Raw genomic sequence first — 19,670 nt, 5'->3', positions numbered from 1 at the left:
AATTATCTTGTCGAAATAACGGTATATTTTTTGTGCACCACGTCAATAAAGCAATTTACCTTGCTTTATTATGTAATATACTTTAAAGTTTCCTTTAGGAAACAATATTTCTTATAAGACAAAAAGGAGATGACGTTAATGTCTACATTTGTATTACCTAAACTACAGTATGCTGTAGATGCATTAGAACCTTATATTGATGCACAAACATTAGAAATCCATCATGGTAAGCACCATGCTACGTATGTAAATAATTTAAATGCTGCATTAGAGGGGCATGAGTCATTACAGCAAAAATCAATTAAGGAAATCTTAACAAACCTTAACGAAGTACCTGAGGAGATTCGTACTGCAGTACAAAACAATGGTGGTGGGCACTATTGTCACTCATTATTTTGGGAGTCTATGAAACCAAAAGGTGGCGGTGAGCCTACAGCAGATATTAAACGTGAAATTGAAAAATACTTCACTACGTTTGACAACTTCCAAAACGAACTATCAAAAGCAGCTGTTAGTCGCTTTGGTAGTGGCTACGGCTGGTTAGTGGAACATGATGGCAAGCTAGAAGTACTTAGTACAGCCAATCAAGATACACCGCTTGCTGCAGGTAAAAAACCATTATTAATCATCGATGTATGGGAGCATGCCTATTATTTAAAATACCAAAACCGACGTCCTGAGTTTGTAACCAACTGGTGGAACACGATTGATTGGGACATTGTAAACGAACGTTTATTACAAACTACTTAACCTACTACAGCAACCACGTGGAACACGATTGATTGGGACATTGTAAACGAACGTTTATTACAAACTACTTAACCTACTACAGCAACCACAACGAAAAAAGAAGCCGGCTTAAAAGCCTGCTTCTTTTTTTTATAGTCGTTGACGAATTAGCCATAGACGCTCTATAATGCCTTTTGTTTTATTGTGATCATCGCGTAGCTCTACCGCTTTAGCAACCTCATTTGTGATGACAGCATATACATCATGCTCAATAAACTTTTTTAAATCTTTCTCACCTTCTACAGTCCAAACCATAACGCCCTTATGCGCATCATGAGATTTTTTTTGTAGGGTTTCATCTACATATTTTTCTTTTACACCTAAAAACTCTGCAGTAATACCGTACATATCCTTTTCTTCATCTTTCACTAAATAACTTGTTTTAATTGTAGGATCGGCTTTTTTGACATCTTCAATAGCCTGCTTATCTAGCGACTGAACAATATAATCATTAGCTACGCCATACTCTTTAAGTAACGCTACAATATCTTTTACATACCCTTCTTTTTCATGTCCATGAACTTTAATTTCTACAAGTAAGTAACTCTTACTTGTTTTAGCAGCTTTTAAATATGCCTCAAAGCTTGGGATTTCGCCTTTCAATTCTTTCTTTTGAATGGCTGTCCCTGTTATATCTTGTGCTGTTGTTTTATAAATTTTTTGTTTGTCCTTAGCTAAGCGCTTAAGTGACTCATCATGGTAAACAACAAACTTGCCATCCTTTGTTTGTTGAATGTCGAGCTCTACTAAATTAGCGCCTGCTTTTGTTGCTTCCTGCATGGCAGGAATGGTGTTCTCTAAAGCTTTTTGTGAATAGCCACGGTGCGCTACAATTTTAGTAGTAGGCTCATAAATACTATTAGCTAGCACATAGCTACTAACAATAGCGCATAAAACAACTAGTGATACCATACCTATTAAGATGCTTGTATGCTTTTGTTTCTTACACGCTTTTACTTTTGGCGCAGGACCCGTGTAAACAGCTAACTGCATAATAAGTTGAGCTACTACAATTTGAGCATAAGCTGTAATCCAGAAAAAACTAAATCCAATAACACTTACAGTAATGCCAGCCACAATAGGTAGACCGCTTTGCATGATTGCTTCCATTATAATTAACGGTACCGATACTATAATTGTTACTAGCGTAAGTGTTAGTAGGTAAGCAAGTAACGCACCGATTAAAATAGCAATGCTTTGTGTAAGTTTAGTACGCGAAACATATAAGCTGTGGCGTAGTGCTTGAGCAAATGTTGTATCATCTGCCATATAATAATAAGCGCTAAATAATAGGCGTAAACTTAAATATAGTATTAAGCCAATTAAAATAAACCAAACTACTACACCAACCTTTGTAGTAAAAGGTGTCATAAAACCTGAGCTACGTAATAATGTCGGCCCGATACCAAATGGCGCATAGGGCATGATTAATAATAAGCCCGCTGTCATTAAACCTGCAGGTAGTAAATAAAATCGACGCTTTTTTAAACGAAGCGCAGCAAATATAGTTGTGGGTTTAGTAGTTTGCAAATGTGCGCTTATAAAATAATAATTTAATGTATATTGGTAAGCACAACAAGCTCCAAAGGCTAATAAGGTTACAATAATTACGATGCTGGGCGAATTTAACCATTGTGTAATCGGCCCTCGTAGAAATCCTTGCATCCCTGCAATATCTACAATTTTATAATACAAAAAAAAGGCCACTGGTAAACCCAGTAGCCATTGTAAACTGTATAAATAAAATAGCCCCTTGGGATAGTTATTTCGATATTGAATGAATTGTTGCAAGCTTACTTTTAGTAAACGCTTCATACACTCACCTCTTTACACAACTATACCCTTGTTCTTTTATTTAAACGCATTTCGATAATTTACAAACGTTCCATTATAATTTGAATACGTTCATATAATGTTTTTTGCTTATCATAGGAATTTCGAACTTCTATCGCTTTATCTACATTATTAGTAATAAGACTAAATGTATTCATGCGTACATACTTATGCAATAAGTTTTCCTTGTTGACAGTCCAGACCATAATTCCTTTACCTTGTTCCTCAGCTTGTTTTAATAAATCACTTGTCATCCAAAACTCTTCGATACCTAAGTACGGCATAGGTACATCAGGCAAGCGTCCTATGCTCATTGCTAGAATATAACTTGTTGTAATAGTCGGATCGTAAGCTAGCACGCGCTCTAATGAGGAACGGTCTAATGAGTGGATAATATAATCATTAGCCACACCTTTTGCACGTAATAAATCCACAAGTCGCTCTTCCATATCTTTCGTTTCATGCCCATGTGTTTTAATTTCTACAAGTAGTTTCATTTTCAATTCCTTTGCGCGGTCAAGGTAAGCTTCAAAGGAAGGGATTTCGTCCGTAAATTGATTGTTTTTAATCGGGATGCCGACAAGTTCATCTAAATTCATATTATAAATATGGCCACTGCGATTTGCTAAGCGTGATAACGTAGCATCATGATAGACCACAAACTTGCCATCCTTTGTTTGTTGAATGTCCATCTCTACAAAATCTGCACCTGCCTCTGCTGCCTTTTCCATAGAGGTGATTGTATTCTCTAAAGCTTTATTGGCATAACCGCGGTGCGCTACAATTTGCGTAGTAGGTTGATACACTGTTTTTTGTAAGGTGAAATAATTACTTACGCAAAGCGCGATGAACCCTATAATTACTAAAGCTTGTAATAACTTATGCTCAGCTAACCAGCCTAAAATTTTAGGGCGTACTAAATGACGCTCAACCTTTTTAAGCGACGGTTGCTCTAAATTATGGCCAATCGAAGTTAAGGCTTCTGCTAATAGTGGCTGTAAAATAGCACCACCACAAAAGAATAAAATTTGAATAAGAGTTAACGTCAATCCTGCAAAAATTGGCATACTTAGCTTAATAGTACTCTCAACAATAAGTAGCGGTGTTAATATTAGTGTAGTTAGCACAGTCATTACTATAGTAAAGCTAAGTATAATACCTCCTAACACTGTAATTAATAACAACATATTTTGACGTGACAACTGCCAACTTTTTTTCATAGCTTGTAAAATAGTTGTGTCCTTACCTGTAACAAAAAACATAATACTAAAAATCAAACGAAGGTTAATATAAAACAATAGCACCATTAAACCTAACCATAAAATTTGACCGCTCGTAGTCGTCATTACTTCGTCCACAATAAAATCTGGCACTTTAAGTTGCTCAGTAAAACTTGAGTTAACACCAACAGTTGCTACTGGCACAATTAACATAAAGTACAGGCTAAAGAGTAATGTGTGTACACTTAAAAAGTATTTGGATTTTTTATTGAGTTGCTTAAAAATTGTACGATACGTAAATGTTTGTTGTTTACGCTGAAAATCTGCTAGTAAAAAATAGAAGCCTAGCTCATAATAAATAAATACCGTTAGTAATAATACAAGTACCACTAATAAGATAATAGCTAATGGGCTATGTAATAACTGACCAATATTACCATCTGTTATACCTTGCATACCTGCAGTGCTTAGTGCACGATGAAATAAAAATGATAAAATTGGTATTGCAACAAGCCACTGTAGTATTTGTAAAATCATAAAGCCTATAATGTAGTCACGCGGGTCTATCATAATCCGGCGTATACTTGCTCTTACAATTTCTATTGTTTTCCCCACAATGTCACTCCCTCTTTTTACATATTGTAACCTAACTTTAAGGAGGTTTTTAGATGGAAACGATTTTCCTGCAAGAAATGTACCGACGTTTTTCCGTTATTAAACAGCAAGGTGATGAAATGCTTGCTGAAATCGCTGAATCTGCCTTAACATGGCAACCTAATAAAGATTCAAATAGCGTTAGTATTTTGGTCAAGCATTTGCATGGCAATATGGTATCACGCGCTACTAATTTTTTACACGCCGACGGTGAAAAACCAACACGTAACCGCAACGCAGAGTTTTATAATGATATTTCTTCTAAAAAGGAGTTACTAGCATTGTGGCAAGAGGGATGGGATAAGTTACTAGTTATGTTGCAAAACCTACGCCCTTATGATGTTCATAAATATGTATTATTACGTGGTGAGCAAATTTCGGTTACTGAGGCACTAACACGTATGCTTGTTCATTATAGTGAGCATGTTGGGCAAATTATTTATATTACTAAATTAAAAAGAAGCTAAAACAAAACGAGCCGTCACCCAATGGATGACGACTCGTTTTTTTATGCACTTATCATAAGCATAGCTGTGCAATACATACTACAAGCTGTTGCAAAGCCAAGTACAAGTGATAGCTTAGCGGGTTGATTTTTAGTAAAGCTTTGAAGGAGTAACGCACTAAATGCGAGTGTTGCCACTAAAAAAATACAACCTTCAAACGTCCAACTTAATATAGGTGCTGAAAGATTAGCATGAAATGCTTGATACAGTGCCGCTGTTTTTTCGGTTTTACTATCTGGTGAACTAATACTGAGCACAGCCGTTGCACTAAATATCGTTAGCATAATCACACTCTCTGCACGTAGCCACGCCTTACTACTCCGACGCTCACTACGATTAAGCACACCATTTATTAAAGCATATACTACTAACGGTACAATCAAAGCATGCTTGATAACTAATGCCTGACCATAAGGGATTTGCCATGCTGTTACATAAGCTGGTGTAATAATTGTTACTAACATCACACCGCTTACACTCACTGCTAGTAACGCCGTAAGAGCAATCGGTGTAAACCAACGTAAAAATGACTTACCTAATTGCTGCTCACTCGCAAAAAAACTTGCTACTAGTAATACGCCTACCCAAATAGAAACAGCCATTGTATGCACAGTATGACTCATAAAACCTGTAAATTGATTAAATGAACTCGCATGACTCGACCAACTAAAGGCAATAATCATCGCTAAAGCGAGCACTAGTTGAACTGCAGTAGAGCGCTGAGAGCTAAGTAATAATGCACCACCAAGTAATGCTACTACTAACCATGAACGCCCCACTTCAAAAGTAAAGAGCACCATTTTAGTACTTGTTGCCACATCATACTGTGCATTTAAAAACAGTATAAGTTTAAGTACAGGCAGTGCCGCACAGCTCACTACTGTTACAACCGCAAGTGGCAAAACACTACGAGGTACTGTAATGGTTAGCGGGCTTAAGCGCACAATAATAACACCCATCATCACAGCAAGACCTGTGTATAAAAGTGTCTGTGTCACAATTAACATCAGCTTATTTCTTTCTGCGCATCATAACTACTGCTAGTAATAAAATAATGGCTAAACCGCCACCAATAAGTAAAGGTGCCTTAGATGCTTGTGCTTTTTCTTGTTGAGGTGCTTCCACTGTTTCAGTTGGTTGTACCTCTGAAGTAACTTCTGCCTTTTCTTGTTCAATAGGTTCTTCTGCAGGCTCTTCTACAGGTGCATCAACAGTAAAGGCAATGTCGCCCTCAATCACGTGACCATCTGCGCCAATAATATTCCAATGTAAATCATATGCACCATTTGTTAATGGCTCAGTTGTTGTACCTGTTAATACTGCATCGTCAACTGCTGTCGTTACCGCTACATCTTGACCATCTTGCTTTAATGTAAATGTGCTACCTGCTTCTAGCTTACCTTCAAATGTTAACGTCATTTCTTGTAATGGTGTTGTAATCACATCACCATCTGCTGGTGTTGAGCTCGCAATATGCGTATGCGCAAATGCTGTTGACCATGTTGTTGCTAGTAATAAAAATGTTAAGGCTAGTATTTTTTTCAATTCAATCTTCTCCTGTCTATGTGAAATCTTTTTTCATTGTATAAGACAGATGTGAACTTTGATTGAAATTTCGGTGTATTTTGCAAAAAAAATACAAAGCTACATACTTACTAGTAGCTTTGTACTACATTATTCAACCTTCTGTGCTAGCTGTATAAACTTCTTCAAATGGCTGGATAATAACAAAACCTTCACCTGAAAAAGCCATTTGGATAGACTCACCACTACCACGACCAATAAAAGTGCGGTAGCTAATATCTGTTTTAAATTCTGGTGTTAAATTACCTGACCACGCAACGGTTGCATGTGGATCTGTATAAACTGTTTCACCTGGCTTCACCACAAGTGTTAACGGCTCAAAGTGTGTGGTAATTGCTACTTTACCCGTACCATTTAGCGTAACGTTAAATAAGCCACCTGACATAATACCTGCCATCTTACGCATTAATTGAATATCCCAATTTACAGTTGGCTCAAAGGCTAATAAATCATTACCATTGACGCAAAGTGCATCACCTTGCAAATCAAAAATCGTGATTTTTTTACCTTGGTCAGCTAAGTAAAGACGCCCATTACCACTCGCCTTCATTAATTGTGTACCCTCGCCTGTAAATGCCTTTTTAAACATTTTACCGAAGCCATGCTCTAGTACACGCTCGCGTTCAAATTTAATAGCGCCTGTATAGGAAATCATTGCACCCATCTTTGACCAAACTTCACCGTTCAGGTTAACTTCTAGCACACGCTCTGTTTCTAATTGAAAGTAATCATTTTTCGCTTCATCTTGTTGCGTTTGTTGAATGAAATCTCGCAGTGTTTTTGCCATTGTTCACCACTCCCTTTCTTTCATTTACGCATACTAGTCAAAAAAGTTCCGCTTTCTTTTTGTTGTTACGTTTACGGCGATATAAATAATATCCTCCGCCACCTGCGGCTACAATACCTGCGCCCGCTGCTAATGCACCGTTTTGTTTTTGTTTATACGCTTCATTACCAATAGCATAGTGATGTTCAAATAATGGTTCGGCATGCGCAAGCTCTGTAGGTAATTCGTATTTTTCGCCAGCTACACCACTTTCATAGGCACGTGTAATAATTGCTTCGCGCTCAGTGTTATTATCAAAGCCCTGTTGATGCCAACTTGCAAAAGGCTCCTCTTTGTAAGCTGGTTCATAATCAATTGCTGTAAAGGCTAACGCTTCACCTTCCGCCTTCACTTTATCTTCAATTGCCTGCTTACCTTCTTCATAACCTGCTGTATAAGCTGCCATAAATTTTTGATCTAACTTGTCTGCGGGTGCTAATTCAAAACCTTTATCATAACCTTCTTTGTGCAGTTGCTTTTCTTTTTGTTGCTTGCCTTCTTTATAGCCTTCTTCGTACGCCGCTTTAAAGCGGTCATCTACTTTAGCTGCTTCAGCTAATACAAGTCCATGCTCTTTACCTTGTGCCTTATGCTCTGTTATCTTCTCTTGCTCAGCCGCTTTATAGGCTGGTTTATAACTTTCTTGGTAGGCTTTTTTCACTTCATCAATTTGTGCAAACTGCTCAGGTACTTGCTCGGTTTGTAAAGCTTTACCTGCTTTCTCACCTGCTGTTTTTGCTTGTTCAATTTTTTGTTTGAGTTGTTGCTGTGCTTCTTACATACCTTTTTTATACCCTGCGACATAACCCTCTTGATACGCTTTACTACCCTCTGTTGTTTTGCCCTCTTTAACTGTTAATGAGGTTGCACCATAGGCCGCTCCTGCTGTGTACCCTGCATTTTGTCCTGCTGTTAGCTCTTGCTGACGGATTTCCTCTGCGGTTGGTTGTGGTGCGGCAACAGGCTGCGCTACACTTCCTCCTCCACCGCCTGACGAACCTCCGCCATTATGGTAATGATACTCACCGTATTGAAGCCCCCATTTTTCACAATTTGTACGACAAGTATGTCCACCATTACTATCTGTACGCCCTGGGTGTGCCTCTACTGATACTGCTGTGCTCACTAATAATGCCGAAAAACAAAGACCTACTAACTTCTTCATACCTAACATGCCCTTTTTACTATTCGTTACCTCAAACATTATCCAAATGACCTATTTTTTTCTATTGAATTTGAATTTTCAACTATAATTGCCACATAGCGCATAAAAAAAGAGGTTGGAATTTCTCCCACCTCTTTACTGCTTAATCTTTATAAGGATCAAACTCATTAGCACCTGCCATTGCTACACCAATTGGTCGCAATTTATGAATAACTTCTATAGTGTCCGCATGTGCGTCTAATACCGTTTGCAATTTACGATAAACGAAGGGGCTCTCATCTGTGCCCGCACCACGTAGCTCTATACCATAAGCTTGTACCGCCTCTTGCATTTGATGTGGTGTGATTTTGCCACCACGACGCTTTTTTGTTTTCCAATTCATTTTACCTGCCGCTTCGGTACGGCTCATAACACGCCCTGCACCGTGTACTGTGCTATACCATGCATCAGCATTTGCTGCATTGTCTTTACCACGTACAATAACCGAAGTATCACACATACTACCGCCAATAAAACCTAGTTGGTTAGGCGCGCTTGGTGTTGCACCTTTACGTACAACAATAAAATCTTCACCATCATGTTGCTCCTGCCACGCAAAGTTATGGTGATTGTGTACAGCCTCAACTTCCCTTGCACCTAAAATCGCTAACACCTCATCCATCACAACATCACGTCCTGCATAAGCATAGCGCCCTGCTAAACTCATAGCCTCTAAATAAAGTTGGCCAAGTTCCGTAGTAGTGCTAAGCAATGTTGGTAGCTGTTCCATTGTTTCGCCTGGGGCACGGTCTAAAAAATTACGCCCTGCCGCAAGATTTAAAAAGCCACTTGCCGTCTTATGACCAAAACCACGGCTACCAAAGTGATTGGCTACCCATACCTCACTCGTAGCCTCATCTACAAAAATATCAACAAAATGATTGCCAGCACCAACTGTACCAAGTTGCTCATACGCTAATTTTTTTAGTATGTCGTGCTCTTGTTGACCAAATGTGCGATACACATCCCAGCGTCCATCATCAAACACTTCATGGTCAATCTTCTTTTTATTTTTACGACCAATCCCAAAAGAAATACGCTTAGCCACATCATCCATAATAACTTTCATATCCTCACGAATATCGTCATACACTAAGTTAGTACGCACAGCCTTATTACCACACGCAATATCATAACCGACGCCCGACGGTGCAACTTGCTCTTTATACGCAATGACCCCTCCTACGGGTTGACTATATCCATAATGCCCATCCGCGCATAGCACGCCGCCTCCTACTTGACCTGTTGCTAAACAGTTATCAAATTGACGTAGCGTACCCTCCTCATGCTGGCCAAAAATTGTTGTTTTCATGTAATCTCTCCTATTGTTGTCGCAATACAAATCTCTATTGCTTGTTGCTGATTTGTTAATGCAGGTGGAATATGAATAAAGCCTGCAGGTAGTTGTTCATTTGTTATACTTAACAACTCATACATCACAGCGTTACACACATAAGTGCCTGCAGTATTCGAAATTTTTGCTTTAAAGCCTGCCTGCTCTAAAGCATCTACTATTTGATAAATTGGTAAGGTCGAAAAATACGCCGCTGTATTACCAATCGGTTCATTTTGTGGGAAGTAGCCCTCATTATCAGGCGCACCATCCATGCAATTAATCGCAACACGCTCTGGTGTAATTGTTGTACGATTGCTCGCTAAACCTAAAGCTATTACGATATCTGGTTGCTCTTGTTCTATTAAGGCACGTAACTTAGCACGCGCACCTGTAAACGTAACAGGTAGCACCTCTCCTATAATGATATGTTCTTTTATAATTGTATGGTTTAATGCCTGTACAATTGCCATTGTAGGATTAGTTTTATTCGATAAAAATGGCTCAAAGCCTGTTAACAATACTTTTTTCATTGCCATCACCTCACTAGAATTTTAGCACCTTTATGTTTTGTTTTATAGCGCTAGGGTATACATAGTAGTGTAAGCAAATACAGTATATTCAAGAAAGGACGTAATAATTATGGCAGTTACACGTATAGTAGAAAACGGTGTTCAAGCAAGAGAAATTATTGATGGATTAGTGGACGAGGGTTATAAACGCGATGAGATTTATATTTTCGCACACTATGAAAAACGTTCAGAGGATATTACGAAAGAGCTTCACACAGAAAATGTTGGTTTAAAAGAACAAGGTATGGTTGAAGCTATTAAAAATATCTTCACATCACGCGGCGATGAGCTACGTAGTAAAATGCAATCAGTTGGCTTAACAGAACGTGAGGCAGCAGATGCAGAATCAGAGCTCGACAAAGGTCGTCTCGTAATTATTGCAAATAAATAAAACAAACAGCTAGGGTGTAGTTCATTCACACTCTAGCTGTTTTTTTATTATATTTTAACTCAACGACAAGTAATCATTTTTAATACCATATTGGATGAGCTCGTGGGGCTCTTTTAAGGCTAATTTATTCATCATATTAGATTTATGGCGTTCAACAGTTTTCGTACTAATAGAGAGTTGCTCACCAATTTGAATGTTACTGTAACCTAATGCTACGAGTCGTAGTACCTCGCGCTCACGCGGTGTTAGCACAGAATGTTCATTATTGCCTTTTAGTTTTTCTAATTGCTCAGCAGATAGCGGTGTGCGGTAATAGCGCTCTCCTCGCGATACGGTTTCGATAGCATCGGCTAACTCATTACCTTCACTATTTTTTAATAAATAGCCTGCAATATTATGTTGGAGTGCTTTTTTTATATAAGCTTCCTCGTCGTGCATCGTAAGTACAATAATTTTAGCAGAAGGTACAGTGGCTTGAATATTACGTGCTGTTGTAAAGCCATCTAATCCACCTGGCATGGATAAATCTAATAAAATAACATCTGGTATATACTTTTGAGCTAGCATCATAGCAGCTGTCCCACTATCCGCTTCGTATACTTCGGTAATATAGGGTATACGTTCCAGTAATAAACGTACACCTTTACGAATTAATAAATGGTCATCTACAATTAAAATTTTCATTTAATCGCCCTCTCGTATGAGCTCATTTTTAGGGATGTAGGCAGTAATCTTTGTACCTTCACCCGCTACAGATTGAATAACCGTCTTACCCTTTAACTGCGAAATACGCTCTCCCATATGTAACAGGCCAAGCCCTTCCTTTTCTTCCTCTACATTAAAACCTATCCCATTGTCTTGAATGATGAGTTGTAGGCCGAAGCGGTCCTTTTCAAAAATAATTTGTACCTCAGTAGCTTCCGCATACTTCATAATATTGTGCAGTGCCTCTTGTACCACGCGGTATAAATTAATTTCTGCCACAGGCGAAAGACGGTCATAGCAATTACTTACTACAGTAATATGTAAATCCACACGTTTTTGGCGCAGTGATTTAACAAGTGTTTCGATGGTTGGCAGTAACCCTAGCTGGTCTAAGCTTTTAGGGCGTAATGACTGCGAGTAAAATTTTACGTCTTCCATAGCCTTACCTACCTCATCACGCACCTCTTGGATATAAGCCGCTAATTGCTCATCATCAATAGCCATCGACAAATTGTCCATCGCAATCGCTACACTATACAATGATTGCCCTACACCATCATGCAACTCTTGACTTAACCTTTTATGCTCTGCCTCTTTAGCCTCTGTTAAATGATGTAGCATTTTTTTAGATAGTCTTGCCGCCTCTTGCTGATTTTTTACTGTCACGTCACGCATCACTAATAAATAATGTTTGTCTCCATCATCTGCCTCATAAATCAGGGCATTACTCATTTCGACATTAATTAAATACTCTCCCATGCGCGGCATCTTTGACTCAAAGTACGGCACTTTACCTTGGTTAGCAATTAAATAACAACGCTCCTCATGGGCCGCGAGCTTACGTGTTTCGCAGTAGGAGCAAAACGGTACAACATCTCCCACATGCCAACCCATTAGCTTTTCGGCTGCCTTGTTAATTTTACGAATTTGGCGCTTACCATCCATAATAATAATGCCGTCCTGTAAATGGTGAAATAATTCTTCTGTATAATCCACCGCAATCACCCCTTAGCTGTAGTGTACAAAAAAAGAGCGACGAAGTGTGTACTCGCCGCTCAAGGAAATTTAACGATGTTTATTAGCTACGGTTAAAAAGGCTTGTGCCATTTTCAATCCATCTTGGACAACAGGGTCCTTAATCATCTTCATCAAACCGAATACAGAAATGGGCGCGCTGTCTTTCGTGCGTGCAAATTCTTCCTTCGTTTCCTCAATGATTTCCTGCCCTTTATCAATTGGTACATATAAATTAACAGTCTCTTTAGTAGTAGTAAGTAATTGATCAACCGTACGTTTATCGCCCCATACGCTTTGTGCAAAGGACATCACATTATCTAGCTGTTGCACAACGGGTGCTAAGCGTGGTAGTAATTGTACAAGGTCCATCATGGCATTAATATGTGACTCATCAATATGCAGACGCTCAATTTTTTCTTCGGTTTCTGCGGCAATCATTTTTAGGGAGCGTTCATCCTGCATCGATGAGGTTACAAAAGCAAGCTTATCCTCGGCTACTTTTAAGCTATCGACAAAGGTCGGCAATTTTTCGACAAGGTATTGCAGTGAGGCTAATTGTTCTTCACTTTCTAATTGGGCTAACACTTCAGCAATTTCTTTTTTCTCGGTCACGGTAATCCCTCCCTTTACATTGTGCCTTTAAGCATGCCATTCCAGTACATCATTGGCAGTACGTTTTTCTTTAGCATGTGCATACTATGGCGTTGCTTACGTTGGTCAATAGGGAATGACTCCTGTGCCTCATAGCCGTACACAAACTCTGCAAGCATTACAGTGCTATAGCCTGTTACTACTGGACAAGATGAGTAGCCATCATAGCTTGCGGTCATTTCTTTTTTATTCATATGCGCAAGTAAGTTATCAACTGCAACAGGTGCCTGTTTGCGAATGGCTGCTCCCGTACGTGAGGTTGGTAAGCTTGTGCAATCGCCTGCGCCAAAAATATTTTCGTATTTCGTATGGCGTAGTGTATGCATATCTAAATCTACCCAACCTGCCTCATTTGCAATGGGGCTCTTTTTAATAAAGTCAGGTGCTGACATTGGTGGTGTAACATGCAACATATCAAACTCACGTGTAATAGTTTCACCTGTTTTACTATTTTTAAATGTTGCTTTACGTGCTGCGCCGTTCACTTCAACTAAATCCATAAAGTACGTTTCGCCAATACCTTTGTCGGCTACTAATTTTTTTAGGATAGGGTAGTAGCGCTTAACTGGAAATAAATCGTCCATGCCTGAAATAAACTCTACCTTAGTTTTGTCACGCACACCCACACGACGGAAGTGCTCGTCTGCAAGATACATAATTTTTTGTGGTGCACCTGCACATTTTACAGGTGTAGAAGGCTGCGTAAAAATCGCACGTCCACCATTTACTGCTTTCATTGCCTCCCATGTACTTTCTACATAATCTTGGTGGTAGTTACTGCACACACCGTTTTTGCCCATTGTTTCCTTTAAGCCTTTAACCTTATCCCAATCTAACTGGATACCAGCCGCTACCATTAAATAATCATAAGTAATGACTGTACCTTTATTTGTTTCGATTTGATTAGTATCTGGCTTAAATGTTGTAACCGCTTCTTGTAAAAGTAATGCACCCTCTGGCACAACTTCAGCTTGTGGTCGCACATTATCTTCAAGTTTAGAGTCGCCGCCACCTACTAAAGTAAAGAAGGGTTGGTAGTAATGCTTGTCTGATGGATCAATAATTACAATGTTATTTTTTAAGTAAGATGCTTTACGTAAAAGCTGTGCTGCCATTGTTACACCTGCTGTACCCGCACCAACAATAGCGATTGTTTTTTTCATTTCCGTCATAAAAATCCTCCTCAAAATAAAAGTTCAATTTAACTCCTTTTATCGTAAGGGATTTTTACAACGCTTACTATTAGGGTATTCCCCCATCTTTGTGAAGCCTTGCACAAAAAAACGCTATCTGTATTAGATAGCGTCGCCTTCTAGCATTTTTTTAGCATAGGCTACAATTTCCTTTGCCGTCTCAACATGGGCATAGTCAATATGTTCACCCTCATACAGCATGGCTGTTACCCCTTGTTGCTTACCTTGTTCAAATGCCGCAATCATACCTTCATAGTAAGCGATATCTGTTAAGGTTGGTGCGTAAGCTTGATTAACGATAGGCGCATTACTAGGGTGTAAAATTAATTCGCCATCATAGCCAAGTTGTCGATTAAAACTCGCTGCCTTTGTTAAGCCGTCTAGGTCGTGAACATTTTGCCATAACCCACCAATCGGCATTTTACCAGCAGCACGTGCCGCCATTACGGTACGTGATTTTAAATATAGCGTCTCAAGCCCTTCTTCTGTCCAACGTGTGCCAAGTGAGCGCTCTGCATCACCGTTTTTTGAGCTAATGCCTGCAATACCCGCTACGCGTGGAATACTAGCAATATCATAAGCAAACCATAATGCTTGTGCGGTTTCGAGCATAGGTAATAATCGAATGCTACCAACAGCCAAACCTCTTGCTTGCTCTACTTGCGCAAGTTGAGCGCTTAAACTAATCACATCTGCTACACTTGCCACCTTTGGTACAACAATACCTGTGAGTTTAGCACAAACAATTGCCTCAATATCTTCTAATGCATAGCCTTGCGTCGTTTTATTAATGCGCACCCACAATGATTTTTTAGTTGGCATGTTTAATGCCTGTGCTACGAAGTCACGCGCTTGCGCTTTGCGCTCCTGTGGCACACTATCCTCTAAATCCATAATAATGGCATCCGCCACATTTTCATTTAATTTTGCTAACCATATATCCTTTACCCCTGGTATAAATAACATCGAACGATATTGCCATTTCATTTCCACTTCCCCCTTTGCCATAAATTTTACCACAAAAAAAGCACTCTCTACGGAAAGTGCCTTAGCGGTAATGATAGGTACTACGCTGTTTTTGATTAATTTTTTTAAACCACTCGCGGTCGCGTTCTTCCTTAGCTAATGTGCCTGTAATATTTTCGGCACAGTTTAAGCACAGACGCGTTTGAGTCACTGTGCCACAACGCTCACAAGGTGCACCGATATTAGGAAAGATGGACGCTTTAAATTTGCCGTTCTTCGCCCACTTCGCTAGTAACTCACCAGACACTCCTGTTTTTTCTATAATTTCATCATTGGTCATATAACGATTATTTTTACGTAATAAGTAATGGTGAAGCTCCGCAAAAATATCTTCTTCTCTAATATCTAAGCGATTAAATTGAAACTTCATTGACTTCACCCTCTTTAACCTTTGGAGCTAACGTATATTTATAATCTTCCCAGCGATTACGAGCGTATTTGCGATATTTATTAGACATATTACGGTCACTCATAATGCGCGAAAACTCCTTGCGTGCCTCGTCAATGTCACCAATACGCAGACTAATCTCCGCATGTAAATATTTAATGCGCTCCTCACCGTCGCGGTTAGAGGCGAAGGCTTTACTATAAAAGTCTCGTGCGGCTTGTAAATAGTGTAGCTCATGCTTAGTATCGTCCTTTAAGCGGTAGAGCCAAGCAATTTTTAGCGCAAAGTTACCCATTAATAAGGCTTCTTCCATTGCTGAGCGCGCCACTAAATAGGCAAGTTTATAACTCATAATAGCGTCATCAATCGTACGCTCACCACATAAATCAAAACTCGTTTTCAACTCATTAATGTAAAGTTCTTCAATCATTAATAAGAAGGGGCCATATGTACGCGTCATAGATTTGTGGTAGGCATAGCCGCAGTGTGGGCAAACTGCTACTTCATAAAGTAGTGGGTTAAGTCCCTCATAAATCGGCATAAAATCTGTATCCTCGCCAATAATTTTGCAACGTACTGGTCGTGCTTTATATGTTTTATAGGTTTTTTTGCAGTATTTACACGCCACATCACTTTGATAATAATTGACATTAAATTTCATATGCTTATTCTCCCTTCTATCAAATTTTTTATGTATTCATTTAGTTCTACCATTATATCGTACAATGTGAGCCATTCTATATAAATTTATATCTTTTTCACTAAAATATCTAGCTTTTAGCGTGTGTTTTTTAATAATTTCGTGACAAATTAAATTTGCATTGTCAATCCTGCATGTAAAAAGTAATGGTTAGCACAAAAAAACCACCTCTCAAGTATATACCTTGAGAGGTGGCTAAGGCTAACTAATCCTAATGAACTAGTTAACTTACATCATACCCGGCATGCCGCCCATGCCAGACATATCTGGCATTGCTGCGCCTGCTGGCTCTGGGATGTCTGCTACTACGGCTTCTGTTGTTAAGAATAGTGAAGCAACGCTTGCTGCGTTTTGTAGTGCCGAACGTGTTACTTTAGCTGGGTCAACTACACCCGCATCAATCATGTTTACCCATTCGCCTGTTGCTGCGTTAAAACCGTGACCAACTTCTTCACGTTTTAGGCGGTCAACAATGATTGAGCCTTCTAAGCCTGCATTGTTTGCGATTTGGCGTACTGGCTCTTCAAGTGCGCGTAGTACGATGTTAATACCTGTTGCTACGTCACCTTCTGCATTTTCTGCGGCTTTTTCTACAGCACCATATACGTTCATTAATGCTGTACCACCACCAGATACAATGCCTTCTTCTACTGCTGCACGTGTAGAGTTAAGTGCGTCTTCAATACGAAGTTTGCGCTCTTTTAATTCTGTTTCAGTTGCTGCACCTACTTTAACTACTGCAACACCGCCTGCTAATTTTGCAAGACGCTCTAATAATTTTTCTTTATCAAACTCTGAAGTTGTTTCAGCTAATTGTGCACGAATTTGACCTACGCGACCTTCAACTGCTTCAACACCACCAGCACCCTCAACGATTGTTGTGTGATCTTTTGTTACAACAACTTTCGCAGCGCGGCCTAGCATTGTAATATCAGCTGATTTTAAATCTAAGCCGATTTCTTCTGAGATAACTTGACCACCTGTTAAGATAGCAATATCTTCAAGCATTGCTTTACGACGATCACCAAAGCCTGGTGCCTTAACTGCTACTGCGTTAAATGTACCGCGTAATTTATTTACTACTAATGTAGCTAATGCTTCGCCTTCAATATCCTCAGCAATAATTAATAGTGGGCGACCCTGTTGTACAACTTGCTCAAGTACTGGTAGCACTTCTTGAATGTTTGTAATTTTTTTATCTGTAATTAATACGTATGGATTGTCTAGCTCAGCTTCCATTTTGTCTGAGTCTGTCACCATATAATGTGATAAGTAGCCACGGTCAAACTGCATACCTTCTACAACGTCTAACTCTGTTGTAAAGCCTTTAGATTCTTCAATTGTAATAACACCATCGTTACCAACACGCTCCATTGCCTCTGCAATTAGTTCGCCTACTTCTTCGTCTGCCGAAGAAATCGCTGCTACTTGAGCAATTGACTCTTTGTTTTCGACTGGGCGTGAAATTGCCTTAAGCTCTGTTAACGCTGCAGCTACAGCTAAGTCCATACCTTTACGGATGCCGACAGGGTTAGCACCAGCTGTTACGTTTTTTAAGCCTTCGCGGATCATTGCTTGCGCTAAAACGGTAGCTGTTGTTGTACCATCGCCTGCGATTTCATTTGTTTTTTGTGCCACTTCTGATACAAGCTTAGCGCCCATATTTTCAAAGGCATTGTCTAACTCGATTTCTTTAGCGATAGTTACACCATCATTTGTAATAAGTGGTGAACCAAATTGTTTTTCTAGTACCACATTACGTCCTTTAGGTCCAAGTGTTACTTTAACTGTGTTTGCTAATTTATCTACACCTTGCGCCATAAGTGCGCGTGCTTCTTCTGCAAATTTAATATCTTTAGCCATGATAAAGTCCTCCTTAATATTTTATATTATTCAACGATTGCTAATACGTCTGATTCGCGTAGGATTAAATATTCTTGTCCATCATACTTCACTTTAGTGCCTGAGTATGTTTCAAATAAAATGCGGTCGCCAACTGTTACATCAAGCGCTACTCGCTCACCGCTTGGTAAGAACATGCCGTTACCTACTGCAATGACATTGCCCTCTTGTGGCTTGTCCTTTGCTGTCTCAGGTAATAGTAAACCTGATGCTGTTTTTTCTTCTACCTCAATTACTTCGATTACAAGACGATCACCTAATGGTTTTAACAAGTGAAACAACCTCCAATTACAATTTTTATTTTTTAGCACTCATTTAATGAGAGTGCTAATACACTATTCATAATATAAAACTTTATTTTCTTTTGCAAGCAAATTACTTTGGTTTCCTCTACAATAGTGAAAGAGAACGAGCGAAAGGACGATTTTATGGAGTATAAGGTACAAGATTTTAAAAAATATTTCTTCATCTCATTAGCAGTAATTGTGGTCTATGCGTTTATGCAAGTATCTGGCTTATTTTTGCTTGAGCCTTTTTATAAATTACTTGTCGCGATTACAGGTGACGCAACGATTCAGCCTGCAGGCATTTACCTTGTAGTAAGTGCTGTAATTGCACTACTTGTGATGTTGTTGTTAACGCGTGACAAGGGCTACTGGTATAGCGTCTTTAATGCACCACGCCTAAACTACATTAGTGTTGTTTTATGGGGTATTACAGGATTTATACTTGTTTTAGTGGGCCAAGGCTTAGCTGCTTATATTGAAACAACCTTTCTTGGTATCGAAATGGGCAGTGAAAACACCGCACAAATTTTTGAAGCAGCAAAGGCCGCTCCGATCATTATTGTATTAGTCGCAATTATTGGGCCTATATTAGAGGAGTTTGTGTTCCGCCGCAGTATTTTTGGTACACTACTTGGTCCTACTAACTTTGTGGTAGCGGCACTAATTAGCTCATTGGCATTTGCGGTTATTCATTTTGATTTTACACACTTACTTGTTTATTTAGTATCCGGCTTTATCTTTGCTACGGTGTATTACAAATCACGTAGTATTTGGGCGCCAATTATTGCGCATATGTTATTAAATACGTTTGTAACGATTGCACAGTTTTTTGGTGAAGATTTACAACGCTGGGCTGAAAATGTCGAGCAATTTATTTTCTTTATGTCTT

At 39.2% G+C, this 19,670-nt stretch carries 22 protein-coding genes; 4 read left to right on the top strand and 18 right to left on the bottom strand.

The features are described 5' to 3' along the window. The first annotated feature begins 138 nt into the window (after positions 1–138). Entirely contained in the window at positions 139–750 is a 612-nt protein-coding gene (locus tag CH76_RS03305; RefSeq protein WP_036142929.1) for a superoxide dismutase, read from the top strand. A 129-nt stretch (positions 751–879) separates the two neighbouring features. Here the strand turns inward: CH76_RS03305 and CH76_RS03300 are convergent, their stop codons facing one another. Both CH76_RS03300 and CH76_RS03295 read right to left on the bottom strand, forming a co-directional pair. After that, positions 880–2,604: a glycerophosphodiester phosphodiesterase family protein gene (locus tag CH76_RS03300; protein WP_036142927.1), complete on the bottom strand. Its 1,725-nt coding sequence runs from the start codon at positions 2,602–2,604 to the stop codon at positions 880–882. A 59-nt stretch (positions 2,605–2,663) separates the two neighbouring features. Continuing rightward, positions 2,664–4,457, bottom strand: a complete 1,794-nt coding sequence (locus CH76_RS03295) for a glycerophosphoryl diester phosphodiesterase membrane domain-containing protein (RefSeq protein ID WP_036142924.1) — start codon at positions 4,455–4,457, stop codon at positions 2,664–2,666. A gap of 53 nt (positions 4,458–4,510) precedes the next feature. On the opposite strand from CH76_RS03295, the gene CH76_RS03290 reads away from it, so the two are divergent. Then, positions 4,511–4,963 carry a DUF1572 family protein gene (locus CH76_RS03290; RefSeq protein ID WP_036143060.1) on the top strand — a complete coding sequence of 151 codons (453 nt, stop codon included), beginning with the start codon at positions 4,511–4,513 and terminating at the stop codon, positions 4,961–4,963. A gap of 41 nt (positions 4,964–5,004) precedes the next feature. Here the strand turns inward: CH76_RS03290 and CH76_RS13440 are convergent, their stop codons facing one another. The 7 genes from CH76_RS13440 to CH76_RS03255 form a co-directional block, all read right to left on the bottom strand. Continuing rightward, positions 5,005–6,000: a copper resistance D family protein gene (locus CH76_RS13440; RefSeq protein ID WP_161769857.1), complete on the bottom strand. Its 996-nt coding sequence runs from the start codon at positions 5,998–6,000 to the stop codon at positions 5,005–5,007. Between the two features lie 13 nt (positions 6,001–6,013). Then, positions 6,014–6,547, bottom strand: coding sequence for a copper resistance protein CopC (locus CH76_RS03280; protein ID WP_036142921.1), 534 nt, complete (start codon positions 6,545–6,547; stop codon positions 6,014–6,016). A gap of 133 nt (positions 6,548–6,680) precedes the next feature. Beyond that, complete coding sequence (locus CH76_RS03275) at positions 6,681–7,373, bottom strand: AIM24 family protein (RefSeq protein WP_036142918.1); 693 nt, start codon at positions 7,371–7,373, stop codon at positions 6,681–6,683. A gap of 37 nt (positions 7,374–7,410) precedes the next feature. Continuing rightward, on the bottom strand, positions 7,411–8,073 hold the full coding sequence (locus CH76_RS03270) for an LPXTG cell wall anchor domain-containing protein (RefSeq protein ID WP_036142915.1): 663 nt from the start codon (positions 8,071–8,073) through the stop codon (positions 7,411–7,413). Between the two features lie 114 nt (positions 8,074–8,187). Further along, positions 8,188–8,577, bottom strand: coding sequence for a YHYH domain-containing protein (locus CH76_RS14260; protein WP_369792353.1), 390 nt, complete (start codon positions 8,575–8,577; stop codon positions 8,188–8,190). Positions 8,578–8,719: 142 nt separating this feature from the next. Next, on the bottom strand, positions 8,720–9,928 hold the full coding sequence (locus CH76_RS03260) for an RtcB family protein (protein WP_036142912.1): 1,209 nt from the start codon (positions 9,926–9,928) through the stop codon (positions 8,720–8,722). After that, positions 9,925–10,482 (bottom strand): hypothetical protein, encoded by a 558-nt coding sequence (locus CH76_RS03255; RefSeq protein ID WP_036142909.1) that lies wholly within the window; start codon positions 10,480–10,482, stop codon positions 9,925–9,927. The genes CH76_RS03260 and CH76_RS03255 overlap by 4 nt, the downstream gene beginning before the upstream one ends. Before the next feature lie 109 nt (positions 10,483–10,591). On the opposite strand from CH76_RS03255, the gene CH76_RS03250 reads away from it, so the two are divergent. Further along, positions 10,592–10,912, top strand: a complete 321-nt coding sequence (locus CH76_RS03250; protein ID WP_036142906.1) for a general stress protein — start codon at positions 10,592–10,594, stop codon at positions 10,910–10,912. A gap of 54 nt (positions 10,913–10,966) precedes the next feature. Here the strand turns inward: CH76_RS03250 and CH76_RS03245 are convergent, their stop codons facing one another. The 9 genes from CH76_RS03245 to groES form a co-directional block, all read right to left on the bottom strand. Continuing rightward, a complete protein-coding gene (locus CH76_RS03245; protein WP_036142903.1) occupies positions 10,967–11,596 on the bottom strand; it encodes a response regulator transcription factor in 630 nt (209 codons plus the stop codon). Further along, positions 11,597–12,613 (bottom strand): ATP-binding protein, encoded by a 1,017-nt coding sequence (locus CH76_RS03240; RefSeq protein ID WP_036142900.1) that lies wholly within the window; start codon positions 12,611–12,613, stop codon positions 11,597–11,599. A gap of 69 nt (positions 12,614–12,682) precedes the next feature. Further along, a complete protein-coding gene (locus CH76_RS03235; RefSeq protein WP_036142897.1) occupies positions 12,683–13,246 on the bottom strand; it encodes a DUF1641 domain-containing protein in 564 nt (187 codons plus the stop codon). A gap of 14 nt (positions 13,247–13,260) precedes the next feature. Next, on the bottom strand, positions 13,261–14,448 hold the full coding sequence (locus CH76_RS03230) for an FAD/NAD(P)-binding oxidoreductase (protein ID WP_152553284.1): 1,188 nt from the start codon (positions 14,446–14,448) through the stop codon (positions 13,261–13,263). 132 nt (positions 14,449–14,580) lie between these two features. Next, on the bottom strand, positions 14,581–15,465 hold the full coding sequence (locus CH76_RS03225; protein ID WP_036142891.1) for a CoA ester lyase: 885 nt from the start codon (positions 15,463–15,465) through the stop codon (positions 14,581–14,583). Between the two features lie 61 nt (positions 15,466–15,526). Beyond that, positions 15,527–15,874 (bottom strand): hypothetical protein, encoded by a 348-nt coding sequence (locus CH76_RS03220; protein WP_036142888.1) that lies wholly within the window; start codon positions 15,872–15,874, stop codon positions 15,527–15,529. Beyond that, positions 15,858–16,553 (bottom strand): DUF2225 domain-containing protein, encoded by a 696-nt coding sequence (locus tag CH76_RS03215; RefSeq protein WP_036142885.1) that lies wholly within the window; start codon positions 16,551–16,553, stop codon positions 15,858–15,860. The genes CH76_RS03220 and CH76_RS03215 overlap by 17 nt, the downstream gene beginning before the upstream one ends. A 267-nt stretch (positions 16,554–16,820) precedes the next feature. Next, the gene (gene groL / locus CH76_RS03210; RefSeq protein ID WP_036142882.1) at positions 16,821–18,455 is read right to left on the bottom strand and encodes a chaperonin GroEL; all 1,635 of its coding nucleotides are present in this window, start codon (positions 18,453–18,455) and stop codon (positions 16,821–16,823) included. A gap of 26 nt (positions 18,456–18,481) precedes the next feature. After that, positions 18,482–18,766 carry a co-chaperone GroES gene (gene groES / locus CH76_RS03205; protein ID WP_036142879.1) on the bottom strand — a complete coding sequence of 95 codons (285 nt, stop codon included), beginning with the start codon at positions 18,764–18,766 and terminating at the stop codon, positions 18,482–18,484. Positions 18,767–18,922: 156 nt separating this feature from the next. On the opposite strand from groES, the gene CH76_RS03200 reads away from it, so the two are divergent. After that, a partial coding sequence (locus CH76_RS03200) for a CPBP family intramembrane glutamic endopeptidase (protein WP_235190341.1) occupies positions 18,923–19,670 on the top strand: 748 nt, incomplete at its 3' end.

Source organism: Lysinibacillus sp. BF-4 (assembly GCF_000743635.1).
Lineage (GTDB): Bacteria > Bacillota > Bacilli > Bacillales_A > Planococcaceae > Metalysinibacillus > Metalysinibacillus saudimassiliensis.
This window is presented reverse-complemented; position numbering and strand designations above follow the sequence as displayed.

What these genes read in the sequence shown, in the direction of transcription:
- CH76_RS03305 (WP_036142929.1), top strand. Translation starts at nt 139, where the DNA reads ATGTCTACATTTGTATTACCTAAACTACAGTATGCTGTAGATGCATTA.
- CH76_RS03300 (WP_036142927.1), bottom strand. Translation starts at nt 2,604, where the DNA reads ATGAAGCGTTTACTAAAAGTAAGCTTGCAACAATTCATTCAATATCGA.
- CH76_RS03290 (WP_036143060.1), top strand. Translation starts at nt 4,511, where the DNA reads ATGGAAACGATTTTCCTGCAAGAAATGTACCGACGTTTTTCCGTTATT.
- CH76_RS03275 (WP_036142918.1), bottom strand. Translation starts at nt 7,373, where the DNA reads ATGGCAAAAACACTGCGAGATTTCATTCAACAAACGCAACAAGATGAA.
- CH76_RS14260 (WP_369792353.1), bottom strand. Translation starts at nt 8,577, where the DNA reads ATGAAGAAGTTAGTAGGTCTTTGTTTTTCGGCATTATTAGTGAGCACA.
- CH76_RS03260 (WP_036142912.1), bottom strand. Translation starts at nt 9,928, where the DNA reads ATGAAAACAACAATTTTTGGCCAGCATGAGGAGGGTACGCTACGTCAA.
- CH76_RS03255 (WP_036142909.1), bottom strand. Translation starts at nt 10,482, where the DNA reads ATGAAAAAAGTATTGTTAACAGGCTTTGAGCCATTTTTATCGAATAAA.
- CH76_RS03250 (WP_036142906.1), top strand. Translation starts at nt 10,592, where the DNA reads ATGGCAGTTACACGTATAGTAGAAAACGGTGTTCAAGCAAGAGAAATT.
- CH76_RS03245 (WP_036142903.1), bottom strand. Translation starts at nt 11,596, where the DNA reads ATGAAAATTTTAATTGTAGATGACCATTTATTAATTCGTAAAGGTGTA.
- CH76_RS03230 (WP_152553284.1), bottom strand. Translation starts at nt 14,448, where the DNA reads ATGAAAAAAACAATCGCTATTGTTGGTGCGGGTACAGCAGGTGTAACA.
- CH76_RS03225 (WP_036142891.1), bottom strand. Translation starts at nt 15,465, where the DNA reads ATGAAATGGCAATATCGTTCGATGTTATTTATACCAGGGGTAAAGGAT.
- CH76_RS03220 (WP_036142888.1), bottom strand. Translation starts at nt 15,874, where the DNA reads ATGAAGTTTCAATTTAATCGCTTAGATATTAGAGAAGAAGATATTTTT.
- CH76_RS03215 (WP_036142885.1), bottom strand. Translation starts at nt 16,553, where the DNA reads ATGAAATTTAATGTCAATTATTATCAAAGTGATGTGGCGTGTAAATAC.
- groL (WP_036142882.1), bottom strand. Translation starts at nt 18,455, where the DNA reads ATGGCTAAAGATATTAAATTTGCAGAAGAAGCACGCGCACTTATGGCG.